Source organism: Rathayibacter sp. PhB179 (assembly GCF_004345345.1).
In the GTDB taxonomy this organism is placed as follows: Bacteria; Actinomycetota; Actinomycetes; order Actinomycetales; family Microbacteriaceae; genus Rathayibacter; species Rathayibacter festucae.
In genome coordinates this window covers 368,727-388,865 of sequence record NZ_SLVD01000003.1, presented here as the reverse complement: position 1 = coordinate 388,865, position 20,139 = coordinate 368,727, and the positions used below count along the sequence as shown (strand labels likewise).

Genomic DNA, 20,139 nt, shown 5'->3' with positions numbered 1-20,139 from the left:
TCCTTCGGTACCTGAATGATTGTCGGATCCAGCCTACCGGCGCATCCCGACTGTGTATCCACTCAGGATAACGATCCGCACGTCGGTTCTCGGCGGGTCACTACACTCGATGTGGCCGCCGCTCCAGGGCGGACCCGCGGCGCAGCGGCGTCGGAGGCTAGCGGAAGGCGGTTCGCGTGCACGCGATCGGTATCGACATCGGCGGCACGAAGATCGCGGGAGCGCTGGTCGACGAGTTCGGCGGCATCGTCCGCGAGGACCGCCAGCCGACGCCCGCCGGTCATCCCGAGCTCATCGTCGACGTCGTCGTCGAGATGGTGGCGCGCCTGCGCGAGGGCCTGCCCGCCGGCGACGTCTCCGCTGTCGGCGTCGCCGCGGCCGGCTTCATCGACGCCTCGCAGTCGATCGTCTACTACGCCCCCAACATCAACTGGCGCAACGAGCCCTTCCGCGAGAAGCTCTCGGCGCGGATCGACCTGCCGATCATCATCGAGAACGACGCCAACGCGGCCGGCTGGGCCGAGTTCCGCTACGGCGCCGGCCGACTGGTGAGCGACATGCTGATGCTCACGATCGGCACCGGCGTCGGCGGCGCGATCGTCATCAACGACCGGCTCCTGCGCGGTGGCTTCGGCGCGGCGGCGGAGATCGGCCACATGCGGGTCGTCCCCGGCGGCCTGCCCTGCGGCTGCGGTGCTCGCGGCTGCATCGAGCAGTACGGCTCCGGCCGCGCACTGCAGCGCTTCGCCGCCGAGCTCGCCGACGCCGGCGGGATCGGCCAGGGCATCGCCGACGCGCGTGCGAGGAACGGCGGCGAGCTCGACGGCGGCGTCATCGCCGAGCTGATCAGCGCCGGCGACCTGGGCGCCCTCGCCGCCCTCCGCCAGCTCGGCCACTGGCTCGGCGAGGCGGCGGCGAGCCTGAGCGCGGTCCTCGACCCGCAGATGTTCGTGATCGGCGGGGGAGTGGCGCAGGCCGGCGACCTCCTGCTCGACCCGATCCGCCAGGCCTACCTCGACAACCTGCCCGCCCGGGGGTACCACCCCGAGCCCGAGTTCCGCATCGCGGAGCTCGTCAACGACGCGGGGGTCGTCGGCGCCGCCGACCTCGCCCGCCTGCACGCGAGCTCGCTGTGACCCCGGTCGCGGACCGCTGAGGAGCGCCCCTTGTTCTACTGGTTCATGAAGCACATCGTCGCGGGGCCCCTGCTCAAGACGATCTTCCGGCCCTGGGTGGTCGGCGCCGACCGCGTCCCGGCCACCGGCGGCGTCATCCTGGCGAGCAACCACCTCTCCTTCATCGACTCGGTGTTCCTCCCGCTGGTGATCGAGCGCAACATGGTCTTCCTCGCCAAGAGCGACTACTTCACCGGCAAGGGCCTGAAGGGCTGGGCGACGAAGCTCTTCTTCACCGCCACCGGCATGCTGCCGATCGACCGCTCGGGCGGCAAGGCGTCCGAGGCCTCGCTGAACACGGGGCTCCGCGTCCTGGCCGGCGGTGAGGCGCTCGGCATCTATCCCGAGGGCACCCGCAGCCCCGACGGACGGATGTACCGCGGCCGCACCGGCGTCGCGCGGATGGTCCTCGAGGCGCGGGTGCCCGTCGTCCCGGTGGCGATGATCGACACCGCCCGCATCATGCCGATCGGCAAGCGGCTGCCCAAGCTCGGGCGCATCGGCATCGTCTTCGGCGAGCCGCTCGACTTCAGCCGCTTCGAGGGAATGGAGGGCGACCGCTTCATCCTCCGCTCGATCACCGACGAGATCATGTACGAGCTGCTGGCTCTGAGCGGCCAGGAGTACCTGGACGTCTACGCGACCTCGGTCAAGGAGAAGCGCGCGGCCCTGCTGCGCTGAACCCGCCGCGCCGAGCCGGCCGCACACCGCCGGGTCCGGTGGGCCGACTGCGCGCACCTCCGGAGAACGCTCCGCCGAGCCGATAAGCTCGTCAACCGTCGCCGTCCGACCGGGCGGCGATCACTGCGCGCGCCGCGCGCCCGTCAGAACCAGGAACCCTCGTGGTCATCGATCCGAACGAACCGTACGTCCTCGCCGCCCCCTCCGTGGTCGCCGGCCTGGACTACTGGCGTGAGCTCGAGGTCAAGCAGCAGCCGAACTGGCCGGACGCCGCCGCGGTCGCCGCCGCGTCCGCCGAGGTCGCCGCGCTGCCGCCGCTCGTCTTCGCCGGCGAGGTCGACCAGCTGCGCGAGCGCCTCGGCGCCGCGGCCCGCGGCGAGGCCTTCCTGCTGCAGGGCGGCGACTGCGCCGAGACCTTCGCCGGCGCGACCGCGGACCAGATCCGCAACCGCGTGAAGACCGTGCTGCAGATGGCCGTCGTCCTGACCTACGGCGCGAGCATGCCCGTCATCAAGATGGGCCGCATGGCGGGCCAGTTCGCCAAGCCCCGCTCGAGCGACCTCGAGACCCGCGGCGACGTGACGCTGCCCGCCTACCGCGGCGACATCGTCAACGGCTACGACTTCACTCCGGAGTCGCGGACCGCCGACCCGCGCCGCATCGTGCAGGGCTACCACACGGCCGCCTCGACGCTGAACCTCATCCGCGCCTTCACTCAGGGCGGCTTCGCCGACCTGAGGCTCGTGCACTACTGGAACAAGGGCTTCACCGAGAACCCGCAGAACCAGCGCTACGAGCAGCTCGCCCGCGAGATCGACCGCGCGGTGAAGTTCATGGTGGCCTGCGGCGCAGACTTCGAGGGCATGAAGCGCACGGAGTTCTACACCGGCCACGAGGGCCTGCTGATGGACTACGAGCGCCCGATGACGCGGATCGACTCGCGCACCGGCACGCCGTACAACACGTCCAGCCACTTCATCTGGATCGGCGAGCGCACCCGCGAGCTCGACGGCGCGCACGTCGACTTCCTCTCGCGCGTCCGCAACCCGATCGGCGTCAAGCTCGGCCCGTCGACGACGCCCGAGACGATGCTCGAGCTGATCGACAAGCTCGACCCGGACCGCGAGCCCGGCCGCCTCACCTTCATCACGCGGATGGGTGCCGGCAGGATCCGCGACGCCCTGCCGCCGCTGCTCGAGGCGGTCAAGGCGAGCGACGCGCTGCCGCTCTGGGTCACCGACCCGATGCACGGCAACGGACTGACGACGCCCACCGGCTACAAGACCCGTCGCTTCGACGACGTGGTCGACGAGGTCAAGGGCTTCTTCGAGGCGCACCGCGCCGCGGGCACGCACCCGGGCGGCATCCACGTCGAGCTCACCGGCGACGACGTCACCGAGTGCCTCGGCGGCTCGGAGCACATCGACGAGGCGACCCTCGCGACGCGCTACGAGTCGGTCTGCGACCCGCGCCTCAACCACATGCAGTCCCTCGAGCTGGCCTTCCTCGTCGCCGAGGAGCTGCGCGAGCGCTGAGCCGGCCGCTGCCCGCCAGCGGGCCCTCCCTGCCGATCGAGGAGCCCGCTGGGCGGGCGCCCTCATGCTGCTCGAGTAGCCCGCGGAGCGGGCGTATCGAGATCCACCGTTGTCTGGAGGCTGGGTCTCGATACGCCCCCGCGGGGCTACTCGACCAGCATGTTTCCGCCGCTGGTCGTGTGCCCGTGGCAGTCTTCGCTGAGCGAGTGGCCGGCGCGGCGGGTCCTCCATGCTGATCGAGTAGCCCGCGGAGCGGGCGTATCGAGATCCACCGTTGTCTGGAGGCTGGGTCTCGATACGCCCCTGCGGGGCTACTCGACCAGCATGCCGACGCAGCATGCCGGCGCAGCATGCCGGCGCGGCATGCCGACGCGGCGTGCCGCGCTCGGCCGCAGTGCTCAGTGGTCAGATCGTGATCGTGATCGAGAGCTGGACCGTGGTGCCGCGCTGCACGAGGGCGCCCTCCTTGTCGGACTGGTTGGTCACCTTCGTCACCTCGTCCGGCACCTGGTCGATCAGCGGGGTCGTCAGGCCGTAGCTCCACTTCAGGTCGACGGCGCTGAGCGCGGCCTTGGCCTGGTCGCGGGTCATGCCGACGACGTTGGGGACGGCGACCGGCTGCGGGCCCTTGGAGACGACGACGGAGACGGTGTCGCCGGTGGTCGCGGGCGCCTCCGGGTTGATCTGGGTGAGGACGACGCCGGCGGCGACCGTGTCGCTCCAGTCCTCGCGCTCGCGGTCGAGGGCGAGCCCGGCGTCCTTCGCCGCGGCGGTCGCCTCGTCGACGGTGAGACCGACGACGTTGGGGATCGCCCCGAGGCTGACCACCATGGCGATCGTGCTCGTCTCCGACATCGTCGCGGGCAGCTCGCCGCCGTCGGGCAGCGACGCCGAGACGACGACGCCCGCGGGGACGTCGGCGTCGAAGATCCGCGTCACGTCGCCCACGGTGAACGGCGCGGCCTGGATCGCGGCCGTCGCCTCCTCCTCGGAGACACCGGCCAGTGCGGGCACCTCGATCTGCCGCGGGCCGCTGGAGACGACCAGTGTCACGACCTCGCCCTTGTGCAGCCCCTGGCCGCCGGGCGGATCGGTGCTGAGCACGGTCCCGGCCGGCACGGTCAGGTCGTTCGCCTGCTGCGGCGACACCTCGAAGCCCTGGCTCACCAGCGCGGCCGTCGCGTCGTCCTGCGAGCGGCTCACCACGTCCGGCACGTTCACGATCGCGCCCGGGCCCTCGCCGTACCACCACGCGGTCCCGCCGCCGATGAGGGCGAGCAGCAGCACGATCACCGTCAGCAGCACGCCTCGGCGGCGCCGCGTGCGGCGCTTGGTCGCGAGCCGCGCGACCGCGTCGTCGTCGTCGCGCTGCTCGAGCTCCGCCGGCGAGCCCTCGATCACCGAGGTGTGCCCGGTCACCGCCTCGTCGAACAGCAGCGCGGTGGCGGGCTCCGCCACCGGAAGGGGGGTGACGGCCTGGGTGTCCGCGCCGCGGCGGTCGGTCGGCGTGATGCCCATCAGGCGCTCGGCCTCGAGCAGTTGCGCCAGCATCACGCCGGCGTCGCGCGGACGCATGTCCGGGTCGCGCTCCGTCGCCCAGAGCACGAGCTCGTCGAGCGAGGTCGGCACCGAGGGCACCTTCGCGCTGGGGTAGGGGACCGAGTCGTTCGCGTGCTGGTAGGCGATCTGCATCGGCTGCTCGCCCGTGAAGGGCTGCTCGCCGGTGAGCATCTCGTAGATCATGATGCCGATGGCGTAGATGTCGCTGCGGGTGTCCGCGGTGCCGCGGGTGACCAGCTCGGGGGAGAGGTACGCGATCGTGCCGAGCAGCGCCTGACCCGACGCGGTGTTCGCGCTCGCCGCGCGGGCGAGGCCGAAGTCGCCGATCTTGATCCGGCCGTCGTCGGCGAGCAGCACGTTCTCGGGCTTGAGGTCGCGGTGCAGGATCCCGGCCCGGTGCGCGGCCGCGAGGCCGGACAGCACCGAGTGCATGATGTCGACGACCTGCTGGGCCGTCAGGCGCCCGCGCTCCTTGAGCAGGTCGCGCAGCGTGATGCCGGGGAGGTACTCCATGACCAGGTACGCCATGTCGGAGTCCTGGCCCTGGTCGAAGACGCTGACCACGTTCGGGTGGGCGAGGCGCGCGGCGGAGCGCGCCTCCTGGACGAAGCGGTTCTTGAACGTCGCGTCGTCGGAGAGGTGCCCGTGCATCACCTTGATGGCGACCCGGCGCTCGAGGCGCTGGTCGTGCGCCAGGTAGACGGTGGCCATGCCGCCCCGCGCGATGCGGGAGCGCACCTCGTACCGGCCGTCGACGAGACGGCCGAGGAGAGGGTCGAGCTGGCTGGTGGTCACGCGACGAGTCTAGGCAAGACGCTCCTGACAACCGGCGTGCAACGCGGAGGCGGCTCGTGGCACTCTTGACGGGTGACCGACTCGTCCGCTGCCTCCGCCTCCTCGTCCGCTCCCGAGATCGAATGGCTGACCGTGCCCGATCTGGTCGAGCTCACCGGTCTCGGCGTCAGCCGGGTGCGCCGCCTCCTGGAGGAGCGCCACCTGCTCGGCACTCGCCGTGACGGCAAGCTCGTCGTCCCCTCCGTTTTCCTCCGCGACGGCGAGCCGCTCAGCGAGATCCGCGGCACCGCGATCCTGCTGTCGGACCAGGGCTTCTCGGACGACGAGGCGATCGACTGGCTGCTCGCGGACGAGGACAGCCTCGGCACCAGCCCCGTGCAGGCGCTGCTCGCCGGCCGCAAGGCCGAGGTCCGCCGCGTGGCCCAGGCGCTCGCCTGAGCCGAGCCGGCACCAGCGCCGGTCCTGGGCTGATCCGCTCTACGCCGTCCGGGCGGTGACCCGGTCGGCGAGCTCGCGGAGCTCCGCGAGGCCCTCCTCGCGCAGGGGCGCGTCCGGCAGCACGGCCAGCGCGGCCTCGACGTCGCGGGCGATCCGCTCCTCGAGGCTGTCGAGCGCCCCGGAGCCCGCCACGATCTCCTGAGCGCGGGCGATGTCGTCGGCGCTCGCGTCCGCTCGGCCCACCACGGCGTCGAGCTCGTCGCGCTCGCCCGCCGAGGCGGCCGCTCGGGCGAGGCCGAGCAGCACGGTCCGCTTGCCCTCGCGGAGGTCGTCGCCGGCCGGCTTCCCGGTCACGGCCGGATCGCCGAACACGCCCAGCACGTCGTCGCGCAGCTGGAAGGCGATGCCGAGCGGCAGGCCGAAGCGGCGCAGGGCGTCGATCTGGGCGTCGTCGCCGCCGCCGAGCGAGCCGCCGATGGTCAGCGGCGCCTCGATGCTGTACTTCGCGCTCTTGAAGACGACCACGCGCTCCGAGCGCTCGAGGTGCTCGTGCTCGGGGTGCTGCACCCAGGCGCTCTCCTCGAGGATGTCGAGGTACTGGCCCAGGGTCACCTCCGTGCGCATCAGGTTGAACTCCGCCCGGGCCCGCGCCGCAGCGGTGCGGTCCTCGAGCGCCCACTCGGCGTCCGCGAAGATCTCGTCGGACCAGACCAGCAGCAGATCGCCGAGGAGGATCGCCGAGGAGCGGCCGAACTCGTCCGCGTCGCCCGACCAGCCGCCGCCCGCGTGCAGCGACGCGAAGCGGCGGTGCGCCGAGGGCGCGCCCCGGCGGGTGTCGGAGTTGTCGATCACGTCGTCGTGCACCAGGGCCGCGGCGTGGAACAGCTCCAGGCTCGCGCCGACCCGCGCGACCGGATCCGAGGCGCTCCGGTGCGCGTCGCTCGGGACGGCGGAGACCGCCGTCCAGCCCGCCTCGCAGAAGCGCGCCCGGAAGCGCTTGCCCCCGCTGAGAAAGTCCCGCGAAAGGTCGCCGAGGGCGGAGACGTCCTCTCCGATGGAGCGCAGAATTGGCGTGCGCCCGGTGAGGAATTCATCGATTCGGAACTGGACGCGATCGACCAGACGAGTGCTGTGGTTCACCCGACCAGCCTATGCACCGATGGCGCCTGGCGCCTCGGCGGGCCGCGGTCTACACTGAAGCGCCACCAGCCCGGTCGAGCAGACCGCCCGCCCACCCTCGGTGCCGTCCCCGCCGGGTCGACGCCACACCCTGAAGGGGTCCCGATGCCGCTTTCGGAACACGAGCAACGGCTCCTCGACGAGATGGAGCGCAATCTCTATCAGAACGACGCCGACTTCGTCGCGGCGGTCAGCAAGGGCCGGGGCGGCACCAACTACCGCGCGCTCGTGCTCGGCATCCTCCTCGCCATCGTCGGCCTGGGAGTCCTCGTCGCCGGCGTGATCGTCCGTCAGCCCCTCGTGGGCGTCGCCGGCTTCGCGCTGATGCTGGCCGGCGTGGTCGTCGCGATGCGCCCCGCGCCCGGCGGCTCCACCACCTCCGGAATCCCCGAGGCGGGTCGGCCCTCGAAGCCGCGCTCCGCGAGCGGACGCCAGGGGTCCAACTTCATGGACCGTCTGAACGACCGGTGGGACAACCGCGGCGACGGCCGCTCCTAGCGCTCCACGGCGCGGGTCCTCCACCCCGTACCACCCACAGGGTCGATCCTCACGGATCGGCCCTTTTTTCGTGCCCGGACGCTCCCCGGGGGTGCGATTCCCCTCCACTGCGCTCCACGATGCTGGATCCGCAGAACGACGCGGATCGACGGGGCCGCCGCGGCGCGCCGCGACGGTTCGGAGGGTTGTGGGTGGGGGGAAGTGGAGTACTGTGGGGCCCACACCAACCTTGGCCGGAGAGAAGTGGGGGCAGTCCGTTGTTCCTCGGCACTCATTCCCCCAAGCTCGACGAGAAGGGCCGCGTCATCCTTCCCGCCAAGTTCCGCGACGAGCTCTCCTCCGGAGTCGTCGTCACGCGCGGCCAGGAGCGGTGCCTCTACGTCTTCAGCCAGCGCGAGTTCGAGGCGATGCACGAGAAGATCCGCCAGGCGCCGGTCACCAGCAAGCAGGCCCGCGACTTCCTCCGCGTGTTCCTCTCCGGCGCCAGCGCCGAGACACCGGACAAGCAGAACCGCATCACCCTCCCGGCGCCGCTGCGCGCCTACGCCGGTCTCGACCGCGACCTCACCGTCATCGGTGCGGGCAATCGCGCCGAGATCTGGGCCCAGGACGCCTGGGACAGCTACCTCACCGAGCAGGAGTCCGTGTTCTCCGACACCGAGGAGGAGGTGATCCCCGGACTGTTCTAGCTCCTGCCGCGCGACTCCCAGCCACTCGGCGCCCGGACGCACCTTCCCCGGTGTCCGGTCGTGAGCTGGATGGGGATCGGACGGCAGGAACAGGACGGCGGGACCGCCATGACAGAGAGCACCGAGAGCACCCCTGCGCACCGCGCCGACGTGAGCGCGGACGACGCGACCAGCGCCGACGCAGCCCGCGCGGGCGTGCGCCCGACCGAGGAGCGGCACCTGCCCGTGCTCCTCGAGCGCTGCGTCGAGCTGCTCGCTCCGGCGCTGGAGCGCGACGGCGCCGTGCTCGTCGACGCGACGCTCGGCATGGGCGGCCACTCGCTCGCGCTGCTGGAGCGCTTCCCGCGCCTCCACCTGGTCGGCCTCGACCGCGACCGGGAGGCCCTCGAGCTGGCGGGCGCCCGGCTCGCCGCGCACTCCGCACGGATCGACCTCGTGCACGCCGTCTACGACGAGCTGCCCGACGTCCTCGACGAGCTCGGCATCGACACGATCTACGGCGCACTGTTCGACCTCGGCGTCTCCTCGCTGCAGCTCGACGAGACCGAGCGCGGCTTCTCCTACTCCAAGGACGCTCCGCTGGACATGCGGATGGACGCGTCGGCGCCGCTCACCGCGGCGAGCATCCTCGCGGACTACGACGAGGTCGCGCTCCGGCGGATCTTCCACGAGTACGGCGAGGAGCGGCTCGCGGCGCGCTACGCCAAGAAGATCGTCGAGGCCCGCGCGTCGGCGCCGATCGTGCGCTCCGGCCGGCTCGTCGAGATCATCCAGGCGGCGACCCCGGTCGCGATCCAGCGCAACGGGCACCCGGCCAAGCGCGTCTTCCAGGCGCTGCGCATCGAGGTCAACCAGGAGCTCTCCGTGCTCGAGCGGGCGATCCCCGCCGCACTCGGCCGCATCGCCGTCGGCGGTCGCCTCGTCGTCGAGGCGTACCAGTCGCTCGAGGACCGCATCGTCAAGCGCGCCCTGCAGGCCGCCTCCTCCTCCACGGCGCCGGTCGGCCTGCCGATGGAGCTGCCCGAGCACCGACCCGAGTTCCGGCTCGTCATCCGCGGCGCAGAGCTCGCCTCGGACGACGAGAAGGCCGCCAACCCCCGAGCAACACCCGTGCGACTGCGCGCGGCCGAGAGGATCAGGAGCACCGCATGAGCGCGACCGCCGTCATCGACCCCGTCATCGACCGCAGCACCGCACGACCGGCGCAGCCCGCCGAGCCGGCCCAGCGACCCCGCATCGAGGCGGTCCCCGCTCCAGCGCGCCAGGCCCGGCCGAAGCTCGTCTACGGGATCGTCGCCGTCGCGGGGCTGTTCGCGATCATCGTGATCCAGCTCCTGGTCAGCGTCGGCCTCTCCGAGGGCGCCTACCAGATCGCGACGCTGCAGGGCGAGCAGAAGACGCTCACCCGCGGCAACGCGGAGAAGCAGGACGCGGTCGACACCCTCAGCTCGCCGCAGAACCTCGCGACCGCCGCGCAGGGCCTGGGCATGGTCGCGAACACCGCGCCCGTCTACCTCCGCCTCTCCGACGGTGCCGTGCTGGGCGATCCCGCCACCGCCGCCGCGAGCGAGGTCGGCACCGCCGCGACCGCCTCCGCCGTGCCGAACGCGCTGATCGCACCGCCGGCCGCCGCGGCCGCACCCGGCTCCACCACGGCGGTCGCACCGCTGCAGGGCGAGCTGCCCGCCCCGATCACGCACTGACTCCGCCCAGCACGCACCGAGCCGCTCCGACCACGCACCGAAGGGCCCCTAGCGCCGTGAGACACCACCGTTCGAGCAGGCGACGCACCGCCGTCACCTTCCTCGTCATCGCCGCCGTCGTCGGACTGTTCATCGGCAAGCTGGTCGACATCCAGGTCGTCCGCGCCAACGAGCTGACCGACGAGGCGGCGCAGAACCAGTCGAACAGCGTCATCACCTACGGCACCCGCGGCTCGATCGTCGACCGCTCCGGCACGGTGCTCGCCGACGCCACGACCCGGTACCGGCTGACGACCTCGCCGAAGAACGTCGCGGAGTTCCTGCGCGAGATGCCCGACGGCCAGGAGGTGATGGTCAGCGTCGAGCAGGCCGCCTCCGAGATCGGCGCCATCACCGGGCAGACGGTCCCGCAGATCGTCACGGCCGTGAGCGACGCGGTCGCGAAGGACCCGAAGGCGAACTACCTGATCCTCTCCGAGGGCCTCGACCTCGAGGCGTACCAGAAGCTCGTCGCCCTCGACATCCCGTGGACCTACTTCGAGACGCAGCAGGGCCGGACCTACCCGAACGGCGCGGTCGCCGGCAACCTGGTCGGCTACGTGGGCGGCGACGGCGCCGCCCAGGAGGGCATGGAGTACGCCGAGAACGCGTGCCTCGCCGGGGCCAACGGCTCCGAGAGCTACGAGCGCAGCGCCGACTACGTCCGCATCCCCGGCAGCACCGTGGCGGAGACCCCCGCGGTCGACGGCGGGACGCTCGAGCTGACCATCGACGCCGACCTGCAGTACTACTCGCAGCAGGTGCTCGCCCAGCGGGTCGCCGAGGTCGGCGGCAGCTACGGCATCGTCGTGGTGCAGGAGGTCAAGACCGGCAAGCTCCTGACCGTCGCCGAGACCCCGACCGTCGACCCGAACAACGTCTCGGCGAGCGCTCCGGCCGACCGCGGCTCGCGCGCCTTCCAGAGCCCGTTCGAGCCCGGCTCGACCTTCAAGCCGATGACGGCGGCGATGCTGATCGACCAGGGCCTCGCGAGCCCGACGAGCCAGGTCGTCGTCCCCGACACCTTCGAGAAGGACGGCGCCTCCTTCAGCGACGACTTCGCGCACACGCCCACGAACTACACGCTGACCGGGATCCTCAAGGACTCCTCGAACGTCGGCATCGCGATGATGGGCTCCAAGCTCTCCGCCTCGCAGCGCTACGACTACCTCAAGAAGTTCGGCCTCGGCGCCTCGACCGCCGTCGACTTCCCCGGCGAGACCGGCGGCCTCCTCGCCGATTCCGAGGACTGGGACAACCAGACCAACTACACGACGATGTTCGGGCAGGGCGTCTCGGCGACCGCGGTCCAGGTCGCGAGCATCTACCAGACCCTCGGCAACGGCGGGGTGCGCCTGCCCGCGCAGCTGGTCGAGGGCTGCACCATGCCCGACGGCTCGGTGATCGACGTGCCCGACACCACCGGGACCCCGGTGGTCTCCGCCGGTGCCGCGAAGGACGTCGTGGACATGCTGCAGACCCACTACAACGAGGGCTGGCTGGCGAACGACATCCACGTCGACGGCTACAACATCGCCACCAAGACCGGCACGGCGCAGCAGCCGGACGGCAACGGCGGCTACTCGAAGAGCTACACCGTCTCGCTGGCCGGCCTCGCGCCCGCGGAGGACCCGGAGTACGTCGTGACGGTCACCATCGCCGATCCGGTTAAGATGAACACGTCCCAGGCGACGGCCCCCGTGTTCCAGCAGGTCATGACCCAGGTGCTCAAGACCAACCGGGTGGAGCCGTCCACGGTCCCGCCGGTGGAGTACCCCACCACGTGGTGACCGCCCTCTCCAGGACACGACCCAGCAGACCAGAACCAGCACGAGCACCAGCACGAGAGAAAGAGCGGGCATTGCACGACACTCGCCCGCAGTCCTCCCTCCGGCCCGAGCACCCGGCGCCCCGAGCGCTCGCGCAGCTCGTCGCCGAGTTCTCGCTCGGGCCCGTCCGCGGGGTCGAGGGCGTCGAGGTCAGCGGGGTCACCCTCGACTCGCGCTGCGTCGAGCCGGGCGATCTCTACGTCGGCGTCGCCGGCCGGGCCGCGCACGGCGCCGCCTTCGCCGCCGGTGCCGCCGCCGCCGGTGCGGTCGCGGTGCTGACCGATCCCGAGGGCGCCGAGCTGGCCGCCGGCAGCGGCCTCCCCGTGCTGGTCACGCCCGACCCCCGCGCCGCCCTCGGCGACGTCGCGGCCTGGATCCACCGCACCCGCGAGGACGCGCCGACGCTGTTCGGCGTGACCGGGACCAACGGCAAGACGAGCGTGGTCTACCTGCTCGACGCGCTGCTGCGCCGCCTCGGCGTCGTCTCCGGTCTCAGCTCGACCGCCGAGCGCCGCATCGGCGACGTGGCGGTCGTCAGCTCGCTGACCACTCCGGAGGCGAGCGAGCTGCACGCGCTGCTCGCCCGGATGCGGGAGTCCGCGGTGCGCGCGGTCTCCATCGAGGTCTCCGCGCAGGCGCTCACCCGCCACCGGATCGACGGCCTCGTCTTCGACGTGGTCGGCTTCACCAACCTGACGCACGACCACCTCGACGACTACACCGACATGGCGCACTACTTCGAGGCGAAGGCCGACCTGTTCGGTCCGGACCGCGCGCGCCGCGGCGTGGTGACCGTCGACAGCAGCTGGGGCCGCGAGCTCGTCGAGCGCAGCCGCATCCCCGTGACGACGCTCGCCAGCTCGCCCGTCGTCGGGGTCGCTCCGAGCACGCCGGCCGACTGGTCGATGACCGTCGTCGAGAGCACCGCCGACGGCACGACCTTCCGCCTCGAGGGGCCCGAGAACCGCTCGGTCGTCGTGAGCATCCCGCTGATCGGCTGGTACATGGCGGCCAACGCGGCGCTCGCGATCGTCATGCTCGTCGAGTCGGGCTTCGACCTCGAGGCCATCGCGCACGCTCTGGGCGAGGGCGCGCTGGACGTCTACATCCCCGGTCGCGCCGAGCGCGTCTCCGGGGACCGCGGTCCGCGCGTCTACGTCGACTACGGCCACACCCCGGACGCGTTCTCGAACGCACTCGAGGCGCTGCGGGCGCTGACGCCCGGCCGGCTGATCATGGTCTTCGGCGCCGACGGCGACCGGGACACCACGAAGCGGGCCGACATGGGGCGCATCGCCTCGGAGCTGTCCGACGTCGTGATCGTGACCGACTTCCATCCGCGCTGGGAGGACCCGGCGGCGATCCGCGCCGTCCTCGTCGGCGCGGCGACCGAGGCCGTGCCCGGCCGGGAGATCCACGAGATCCCCGACCCGCGCGCCGCCGTGCGGGCGGCCGTCGCCCTCGCGGACGAGGGCGATGCGATCCTCTACGCCGGACCCGGCCACGAGGACTATCAGGAGATTGCAGGAGTGCACATGCCGTATTCGGCCAGAGACGACGTCCGGCAGGCCCTGCGCGAGGCGGGCTGGCTCTAGATGATCGCCCTGACCCTCACCGAGATCGCCGCGGCCGTCTCCGGCCGGCTGCACCTCGCCGGCTCCTCCGCGAACGCGAGCACCGTCGTCGACGGCGCGACCGAGACCGATTCGCGCGAGATCGCGCCCGGCGGGATCTTCGTCGCCAAGCGCGGCGAGCACACCGACGGCCACCTCTTCGCTCCGGTCGCCGTCGAGCGCGGCGCCGCCCTGCTGATCGTCGAGCGGCCGCTCGACCTCGACGTGCCGCAGGTGCTCGTCGACGACTCCGTCGAGGCGCTCGGCGCCCTGGCGACCGAGGTCGTCCGCCGCGTGCGCGCGCTCGGGAACCTCACCGTCCTCGCGGTCACCGGCTCCAACGGCAAGACGACCACCAAGAACCTGCTCCGCACGATCCTCGAGCGCGAGGGCGAGACCGTCGCCCCGCAGGGCTCGTTCAACAACGAGGTCGGTGCGCCGATCACGATGCTGAAGGTGTCGCCCTCGACGCGCTTCCTCGTGGCCGAGATGGGCGCGAGCGCGGTCGGCGAGATCCGCCGCCTCGTCCGGATGGCGAAGCCCGACGTCGGGATCGTCCTCGCGGTGGGCCTCGCTCACGCCGGCGAGTTCGGCGGCATCGAGCGCACGCTCGAGGCGAAGACCGAGATGGTCGCCGACCTGACGGCCGACGACGTCGCGGTGCTGAACGCCGACGACGGCCGCGTCGCCTCGATGCAGGCGAGGACCGCCGCCCGGGTGCTGTGGTTCGGCCACGGCGAGCAGGCCGACGTCCGCGCCGTCGACATCGAGCCGACGGCCGAGGGCACCCGCTTCACCGTCGAGATCAGCGCTGGGGAGGGCCGCGAGGCCGCCCGCGCCGAGCTCTTCCTCCGCGTCCTCGGCGAGCACCACGTGATGAACGCGCTGGCGGCCACCGCGGCCGCGCTCTCCGTCGGCGTCCCGCTCGACGCGATCGTCGCCGCGCTCGGGACCGTCACGCTCGCCGAGCGCTGGCGCATGCAGGTGCTCGGCGGCGCCGACGTCACGGTCGTCAACGACGCGTACAACGCCAGCCCCGACTCCACCGCCGCCGCCCTGCGGACCCTCGCTCAGATCGCGAAGCCGGAGGGGCGCACCGTCGCGGTCCTCGGCGAGATGAGCGAGCTGGGGGAGTGGGCCGACGAGGAGCACGACCGCGTGGGCCTGCTCGCCGTCCGGCTCAACATCGCGCAGATCGTGGTGGTCGGCGCGAAGGCGCGACGGATCCACGTCGCCGCCGAGCGCGAGGGCTCCTGGAGCGGCGAGTCCGTCTTCGTCGAAACCGCCGACGAGGCCTACGACCTGCTCGACGGCTATCTTCGGAGCGGCGACACCGTCCTGGTGAAGTCGTCCAACTCCGCCGGGCTGCGATTCCTGGGCGACCGACTGGGAGAGCGCCACCGATGAGAGCACTCCTTCTGGCCGGAGCCTTCTCCGGCGCCTTCACGCTGCTGCTGACGCCCCTGTTCATCCGGCTGTTCCACCGCCTGCAGTGGGGCCAGTTCATCCGCGAGGACGGACCGAAGTCGCACCACGTCAAGCACGGCACGGCGACGATGGGCGGCATCGTCATCATCATCGCCACCGTGGCGGGCTACTTCCTCGGCTCGCTCTTCGGCAACCGGGCGCTCGCGCCGTCGGCGCTGCTGGTGCTGTTCATGATGGTCGGGCTCGGCTTCGTCGGCTTCATCGACGACTTCCTGAAGACCCGCAACCAGCGCAGCCTCGGGCTCGGCGGCTGGGCCAAGATCGCCGGGCAGATCATCGTCGCCGCGGCCTTCGCGGTCATCGCGATCATGGTGCGCGACTCCAACGGACTGACGCCGGCCTCGACGTCGATCTCGTTCATCCGCGACCTGCCGTTCGACTTCGCGACGCTCGGCTGGATCGGCATCGGGCTGTTCGTGCTCTGGATCTGCGTGATCGTGACCAGCACGTCCAACGGCGTCAACGTCGCGGACGGCCTCGACGGCCTCGCGACCGGCTCCTCGATCCTCGCGATCGGCTCCTACGTCATCATCGGCTTCTGGCAGTCCAACCAGTGGTGCTTCGACGCGCAGCTCAACCCGGAGGTGGCCGACAAGTGCTACCAGGTGAGCGATCCGTTCGACCTCGCGATCATCGCCGCGGCGATCTCCGGCGCGCTCGTTGGCTTCCTCTGGTGGAACACCTCGCCCGCGCAGATCTTCATGGGCGACACCGGCTCGCTGGGCCTCGGCGGCGCGCTCGCCGCCCTCGCGATCCTCACCCGCACCGAGCTGCTCGTCATCCTGATCGGCGGCCTGTTCGTCATCGTCACCGGCTCGGTGATCGTGCAGCGGATCTACTTCAAGCTCACCCGGGGCAAGCGCATCTTCCTGATGAGCCCGCTCCACCACCACTTCGAGCTCAAGGGCTGGGCCGAGATCACGGTGGTGGTCCGCTTCTGGATCATCGCCGGCATCTTCGTCGCGGCCGGCGTCGGGCTCTTCTACCTCGAATGGCTCTCCCTGGCATGACCGCTCCCGCCTCGTCCGCCCGCCCCGACTCGCTGACCAGCTGGCACTCCGACTGGCGCGGTCTCCGCGTCGCCGTGCTGGGGCTCGGCGTCACGGGCTTCTCCGTCGCCGACACGCTGACCGAGCTGGGCGCCGAGGTGCTCGTCCTGGCCGACCGCGCCGACGAGGAGCGCGAGCGCCTGCTCGAGGTGATCGGGGCGCGCCTGCACCGGGCCGAGCGGCTCGACCGCGTCCCGGAGGAGCTGGCGTCGTTCGACCCCGAGCTCGTCGTCGTCTCGCCCGGCTTCGCGCCGACGCATCCGATCGTCGCGTGGGCGGGGGAGTCGGGCATCGCGCTCTGGGGCGACGTCGAGCTCGCCTGGCGCGTGCGCGACAAGGTCGTCCGCGCCGACGGCACCCCGGCCGACTGGGTGCTGGTGACCGGCACGAACGGCAAGACCACGACCGTGCAGCTCACCGCGACGATGCTGATCGCCGGCGGGCTGCGGGCCGCCCCCTGCGGCAACATCGGGATCCCGGTACTCGACGCGGTCCGCGACCCGCAGGGCTTCGACGTCCTGGTGGTCGAGCTCTCGAGTTACCAGCTGCACTACCTCGGCCGGATCGAGCCGCTCGCGAGCACCTGCCTGAACATCGCCGACGACCACCTCGACTGGCACGGCACCTTCGAGGCCTATCGCGCCGCGAAGGCGAAGGTCTACGCGAACACCCGGGTCGCCTGCGTCTACAACCGCGCCGACGCCGCCACCGAGCAGATGGTGGTCGACGCCGAGGTGATCGAGGGCGCGCGCGCGATCGGCTTCGGCCTGGGGGTCCCCGGGCCGAGCGACTTCGGCGTCGTCGACGGCATCCTCTGCGACCGCGCCTTCCTCGAGGACCGCGCCACGAGCGCGATCGAGATCGCGACCGTCGACGAGCTCGCCGCCCGCGGACTCGCCGCCCCGCACATCGTGCAGAACGTGCTGGCGGCCGCCGCGCTCTCGCGGGCCTGCGGCATCGAGCCCGCCGCCGTCCGCCGCGCTCTCGCGAGCTTCGAGCTCGACGCGCACCGCATCCAGGTGGTCGCGGAGAGCTCCGGCGTGGTCTGGGTGAACGACTCCAAGGCCACCAATCCGCACGCCGCCGACGCCTCGCTCCGGGCCTACCCGTCCGTCGTCTGGCTCGTCGGCGGGCTGCTGAAGGGTGTCGACATCGACGCTCTCGTGGGCGCCCACGTCGGCCGCCTGCGCGGCGCCGTGGTCATCGGCGCGGACCGCGCGGAGGTCCTCGAGGCATTCCGGCGACACGCGCCCGCCCTCCCCGTGACCGAGGTGGTCCCGGATGACACTGGGGCGGTGATGCAGGCGGCCGTCGAGGCCGCCGCGGTGATCGCCCGCACGGGTGACGTCGTCCTGCTCGCACCTGCCGCGGCGTCGATGGACCAGTTCCGCGACTACGCGGAGCGGGGCCGCTTCTTCGCGGCCGCCGTGGCGACGTATCTGGGAGGGGGAGCCGATGACCGCTCCGACGACGAACCGCAGCCCGGGCCGCTCGCGCACTGACCGCTCGCGCGCCGAGGCGACCGAGGGCGAGCAGCACAAGGAGCGCGGCGGACTGCGCACCGCGCGGATCGTGCTCGCCCGCGTCCTCGCCTCGGGATCGCCGAACTTCTTCCTGCTCTTCGGCACGACGCTCTTCCTCGTGCTCTTCGGGCTGACGATGGTGCTCTCCTCCTCGTCGGTCACGTCCTACGTCCGGAGCGACGACTCCTTCGGCGGCTTCTTCCGCCAGGGCGGCTTCGCCCTGCTCGGCGTGCCGCTGATGCTCGTGGTGTCGCGCGTGCCGATCCGCTTCTGGAAGAAGGCGACACCCCTCCTGCTCGGGGCCGGCTGCTTCCTGCAGCTGCTCGTGCTCTTCTCCCCGCTCGGCTGGGAGGTCGGCGGCAACCGCAACTGGCTGCGGATCGGCGGCTTCACGATGCAGCCGTCCGAGATCATCAAGCTCGCGCTCGCGCTCTGGCTCGGCCTGCTGCTCGCCCGCCGGTACCGCGGCCCGAAGGACTGGAAGGACGCGCTGATGCCCGTCCTGATCGTCGCGGGCGGCTCGATCGGCCTCGTCCTCGGCGGCGGCGACCTCGGCACCGTCCTGATCCTCGCCGGCATCGTCCTGGCTGCGCTCTTCTACGCGAACGTGCAGATGAAGGTGCTGATCCCGATCGTGCTCGTCGGCGCGGTCGGCGCCGTGCTCTTCGCCGTCTCGAGCGAGAACCGGCTGACCCGGATCATGTCCTTCCTCGGCGACTGCTCGGGCTCCGAGCAGTACGAGACCTCCTGCTGGCAGCCCGTGCACGGCACCTGGGCGATGGCCTCCGGCGGCATCTTCGGCGTCGGCCTCGGCAACTCCAAGGCCAAGTGGTCCTGGCTGCCCGCGGCCGACAACGACTACATCTTCGCGATCATCGGCGAGGAGCTCGGCCTGATCGGGGCGATCGTGGTCCTCGCGCTCTTCGTCGTCCTGGCGATCGCGTTCTTCCGCATCATCCACGCGTCCACCGACCCGTTCGTCCGCATCACGACCGGCGCCGTCATGGTCTGGCTGATCGGCCAGGCGTTCGTCAACATCGGGGTGGTGCTCGGGGTGCTCCCGGTGCTCGGAGTGCCGCTGCCGCTGATCTCCTCCGGAGGCACCGCCCTGCTCAGCTCGCTCCTCGCCATCGGCGTCGTGCTCTCCTTCGCGCGCCACCAGACCTCGCCGAGCGACGGCGCCGCCGCGCGCGCCGCCAAGAAGGCCGCCGCCCGATGACCCGCTTCCTGCTCGCCGGCGGCGGGACCGCCGGCCACGTCAATCCGCTGCTCGCCACGGCCGACGAGATCCGGGCGCGCCACCCGGAGGACGAGGTCCTCGTCCTCGGCACGGCCGAGGGACTCGAGGCCCGACTGGTGCCTCTGCGCGGCTACGAGCTGTCGGTGATCCCGCGCCTGCCGTTCCCGCGCCGTCCGAACGGCGCCGCCCTGCGCTTCCCATCGGCCTTCCGCGCGACGATCGACGGCATCGTCCGCACCCTCCGCGAGCGCCGGATCGACGCGGTCGTCGGCTTCGGCGGCTACGCGGCCGCGCCCGCCTACCTCGCCGCCCGGCGCGCCGGGATCCCGTTCGTGGTGCACGAGGCCAACGCCCGGCCGGGGCTCGCCAACCGGCTCGGTGCCCGCTTCACGCCGTACGTCGGCGTCGCCTTCGAGGGCACGCCGCTGCGGAACGCGCAGGTGGTCGGCATGCCGCTGCGCCGGGAGATCGCGCAGCTGGACCGCGCGGCCGTCCGCGACGAGGCGATGGCCGCCTTCGGTCTCGATCCCGCACGCCGCACCCTGCTCGTCACCGGTGGCTCGCTCGGTGCCCGGCGGATCAACGCGACCGTGCACGCGAGTGCCGATGCGCTCGTCGCGACCGGCTTCCAGGTGCTGCACATCACCGGCGACCGTGCCGAGATCGCCGACCCCGCCGTCCCCGGCTACCACCTCCTCGCCTACTGCGACCGGATGGACCTCGCTCTCGCCGCCGCGGACGTCGCGGTCTCCCGCGCCGGAGCGGCCACCGTGAGCGAGCTCAGCGCGCTCGGCCTCCCTGCGGTGTACGTGCCCTACCCGGTCGGCAACGGCGAGCAGCGCTTCAACGCGCGCGGTGTCGTCGATGCGGGCGGAGCGCTCCTCGTCGAGGACGCGGCGTTCACCCCGGCGTGGGTCGCGAGCGACCTGGTGCCGCTCCTGCACGACGCTCCGCGCCTCGCCGAGATGGGCCGCCGTGCCGCGTCCGTCGGCGTGCGCGACGGCTCCGGCCGGCTGGTCGACCTCATCGGGTCCGGTCTCCGTCCGCACTGATCCCTCCGCGGTTAAACTGATCCCTTCGTCCGGCCTGCGGCACCCCGCACGCC

The 20,139-nt window shown here is 71.9% G+C and carries 17 protein-coding genes; 15 read left to right on the top strand and 2 right to left on the bottom strand.

Annotation, left to right across the window (positions count from 1 at the left end):
• Window positions 1-176 precede the first annotated feature (176 nt).
• The 3 genes from EDF43_RS09025 (at window position 177) to EDF43_RS09015 (ending at window position 3,391) form a co-directional block, all read left to right on the top strand.
• Entirely contained in the window at window positions 177-1,136 is a 960-nt protein-coding gene (locus EDF43_RS09025) for an ROK family glucokinase (protein WP_123446125.1), read from the top strand.
• A 30-nt stretch (window positions 1,137-1,166) separates the two neighbouring features.
• On the top strand, window positions 1,167-1,856 hold the full coding sequence (locus EDF43_RS09020) for a lysophospholipid acyltransferase family protein (protein ID WP_123735898.1): 690 nt from the start codon (window positions 1,167-1,169) through the stop codon (window positions 1,854-1,856).
• Between the two features lie 206 nt (window positions 1,857-2,062).
• Window positions 2,063-3,391, top strand: coding sequence for a 3-deoxy-7-phosphoheptulonate synthase class II (locus EDF43_RS09015; RefSeq protein WP_123446548.1), 1,329 nt, complete (start codon window positions 2,063-2,065; stop codon window positions 3,389-3,391).
• 405 nt (window positions 3,392-3,796) lie between these two features.
• Here EDF43_RS09015 and pknB read toward each other — a convergent pair whose 3' ends face one another.
• A complete protein-coding gene (pknB, locus tag EDF43_RS09010) occupies window positions 3,797-5,746 on the bottom strand; it encodes a Stk1 family PASTA domain-containing Ser/Thr kinase (protein WP_132436363.1) in 1,950 nt (649 codons plus the stop codon).
• A 72-nt stretch (window positions 5,747-5,818) separates the two neighbouring features.
• Here pknB and EDF43_RS09005 point away from each other — a divergent pair, with 72 nt between their 5' ends.
• A complete protein-coding gene (locus EDF43_RS09005) occupies window positions 5,819-6,184 on the top strand; it encodes an Rv2175c family DNA-binding protein (RefSeq protein WP_243646260.1) in 366 nt (121 codons plus the stop codon).
• Window positions 6,185-6,223: 39 nt separating this feature from the next.
• On the opposite strand, the gene EDF43_RS09000 is transcribed toward EDF43_RS09005, so the two are convergent.
• Window positions 6,224-7,324, bottom strand: a complete 1,101-nt coding sequence (locus tag EDF43_RS09000; RefSeq protein ID WP_132436362.1) for a polyprenyl synthetase family protein — start codon at window positions 7,322-7,324, stop codon at window positions 6,224-6,226.
• Between the two features lie 144 nt (window positions 7,325-7,468).
• On the opposite strand from EDF43_RS09000, the gene EDF43_RS08995 reads away from it, so the two are divergent.
• The 11 genes from EDF43_RS08995 to murG all read left to right on the top strand — a co-directional run bounded on the left by EDF43_RS08995 (window position 7,469) and on the right by murG (window position 20,086).
• Window positions 7,469-7,861, top strand: a complete 393-nt coding sequence (locus EDF43_RS08995) for a DUF3040 domain-containing protein (RefSeq protein ID WP_123704544.1) — start codon at window positions 7,469-7,471, stop codon at window positions 7,859-7,861.
• Window positions 7,862-8,118: 257 nt separating this feature from the next.
• On the top strand, window positions 8,119-8,550 hold the full coding sequence (mraZ, locus tag EDF43_RS08990; RefSeq protein WP_123446130.1) for a division/cell wall cluster transcriptional repressor MraZ: 432 nt from the start codon (window positions 8,119-8,121) through the stop codon (window positions 8,548-8,550).
• A gap of 108 nt (window positions 8,551-8,658) precedes the next feature.
• Entirely contained in the window at window positions 8,659-9,702 is a 1,044-nt protein-coding gene (rsmH, locus tag EDF43_RS08985; RefSeq protein ID WP_132436360.1) for a 16S rRNA (cytosine(1402)-N(4))-methyltransferase RsmH, read from the top strand.
• Complete coding sequence (locus EDF43_RS08980) at window positions 9,699-10,253, top strand: hypothetical protein (protein ID WP_123735894.1); 555 nt, start codon at window positions 9,699-9,701, stop codon at window positions 10,251-10,253. The genes rsmH and EDF43_RS08980 overlap by 4 nt, the downstream gene beginning before the upstream one ends.
• 56 nt (window positions 10,254-10,309) lie before the next feature.
• On the top strand, window positions 10,310-12,082 hold the full coding sequence (locus EDF43_RS08975; protein ID WP_243599891.1) for a penicillin-binding protein 2: 1,773 nt from the start codon (window positions 10,310-10,312) through the stop codon (window positions 12,080-12,082).
• A gap of 71 nt (window positions 12,083-12,153) precedes the next feature.
• Window positions 12,154-13,716 carry a UDP-N-acetylmuramoyl-L-alanyl-D-glutamate--2,6-diaminopimelate ligase gene (locus EDF43_RS08970; protein ID WP_132436358.1) on the top strand — a complete coding sequence of 521 codons (1,563 nt, stop codon included), beginning with the start codon at window positions 12,154-12,156 and terminating at the stop codon, window positions 13,714-13,716.
• The gene (gene murF, locus EDF43_RS08965; RefSeq protein ID WP_123735892.1) at window positions 13,717-15,141 is read left to right on the top strand and encodes a UDP-N-acetylmuramoyl-tripeptide--D-alanyl-D-alanine ligase; all 1,425 of its coding nucleotides are present in this window, start codon (window positions 13,717-13,719) and stop codon (window positions 15,139-15,141) included.
• Window positions 15,138-16,232 carry a phospho-N-acetylmuramoyl-pentapeptide-transferase gene (gene mraY, locus EDF43_RS08960; protein WP_123732994.1) on the top strand — a complete coding sequence of 365 codons (1,095 nt, stop codon included), beginning with the start codon at window positions 15,138-15,140 and terminating at the stop codon, window positions 16,230-16,232. Before murF ends, mraY begins: the two co-directional genes overlap by 4 nt.
• A complete protein-coding gene (murD, locus tag EDF43_RS08955; protein ID WP_132436356.1) occupies window positions 16,229-17,773 on the top strand; it encodes a UDP-N-acetylmuramoyl-L-alanine--D-glutamate ligase in 1,545 nt (514 codons plus the stop codon). The genes mraY and murD overlap by 4 nt, the downstream gene beginning before the upstream one ends.
• On the top strand, window positions 17,727-19,013 hold the full coding sequence (gene ftsW, locus EDF43_RS08950) for a putative lipid II flippase FtsW (RefSeq protein WP_132436354.1): 1,287 nt from the start codon (window positions 17,727-17,729) through the stop codon (window positions 19,011-19,013). Before murD ends, ftsW begins: the two co-directional genes overlap by 47 nt.
• Complete coding sequence (murG, locus tag EDF43_RS08945) at window positions 19,010-20,086, top strand: undecaprenyldiphospho-muramoylpentapeptide beta-N-acetylglucosaminyltransferase (protein ID WP_132436352.1); 1,077 nt, start codon at window positions 19,010-19,012, stop codon at window positions 20,084-20,086. Before ftsW ends, murG begins: the two co-directional genes overlap by 4 nt.
• The last annotated feature ends 53 nt before the right edge of the window (window positions 20,087-20,139 follow it).

Bases quoted from the DNA above. Each gene is read 5' to 3' on its own strand.
- mraY (WP_123732994.1), top strand. From the start codon at position 15,138: ATGAGAGCACTCCTTCTGGCCGGAGCCTTCTCCGGCGCCTTCACGCTG.
- EDF43_RS08980 (WP_123735894.1), top strand. From the start codon at position 9,699: ATGAGCGCGACCGCCGTCATCGACCCCGTCATCGACCGCAGCACCGCA.
- murF (WP_123735892.1), top strand. From the start codon at position 13,717: ATGATCGCCCTGACCCTCACCGAGATCGCCGCGGCCGTCTCCGGCCGG.
- ftsW (WP_132436354.1), top strand. From the start codon at position 17,727: ATGACCGCTCCGACGACGAACCGCAGCCCGGGCCGCTCGCGCACTGAC.
- EDF43_RS08995 (WP_123704544.1), top strand. From the start codon at position 7,469: ATGCCGCTTTCGGAACACGAGCAACGGCTCCTCGACGAGATGGAGCGC.
- rsmH (WP_132436360.1), top strand. From the start codon at position 8,659: ATGACAGAGAGCACCGAGAGCACCCCTGCGCACCGCGCCGACGTGAGC.
- murG (WP_132436352.1), top strand. From the start codon at position 19,010: ATGACCCGCTTCCTGCTCGCCGGCGGCGGGACCGCCGGCCACGTCAAT.
- murD (WP_132436356.1), top strand. From the start codon at position 16,229: ATGACCGCTCCCGCCTCGTCCGCCCGCCCCGACTCGCTGACCAGCTGG.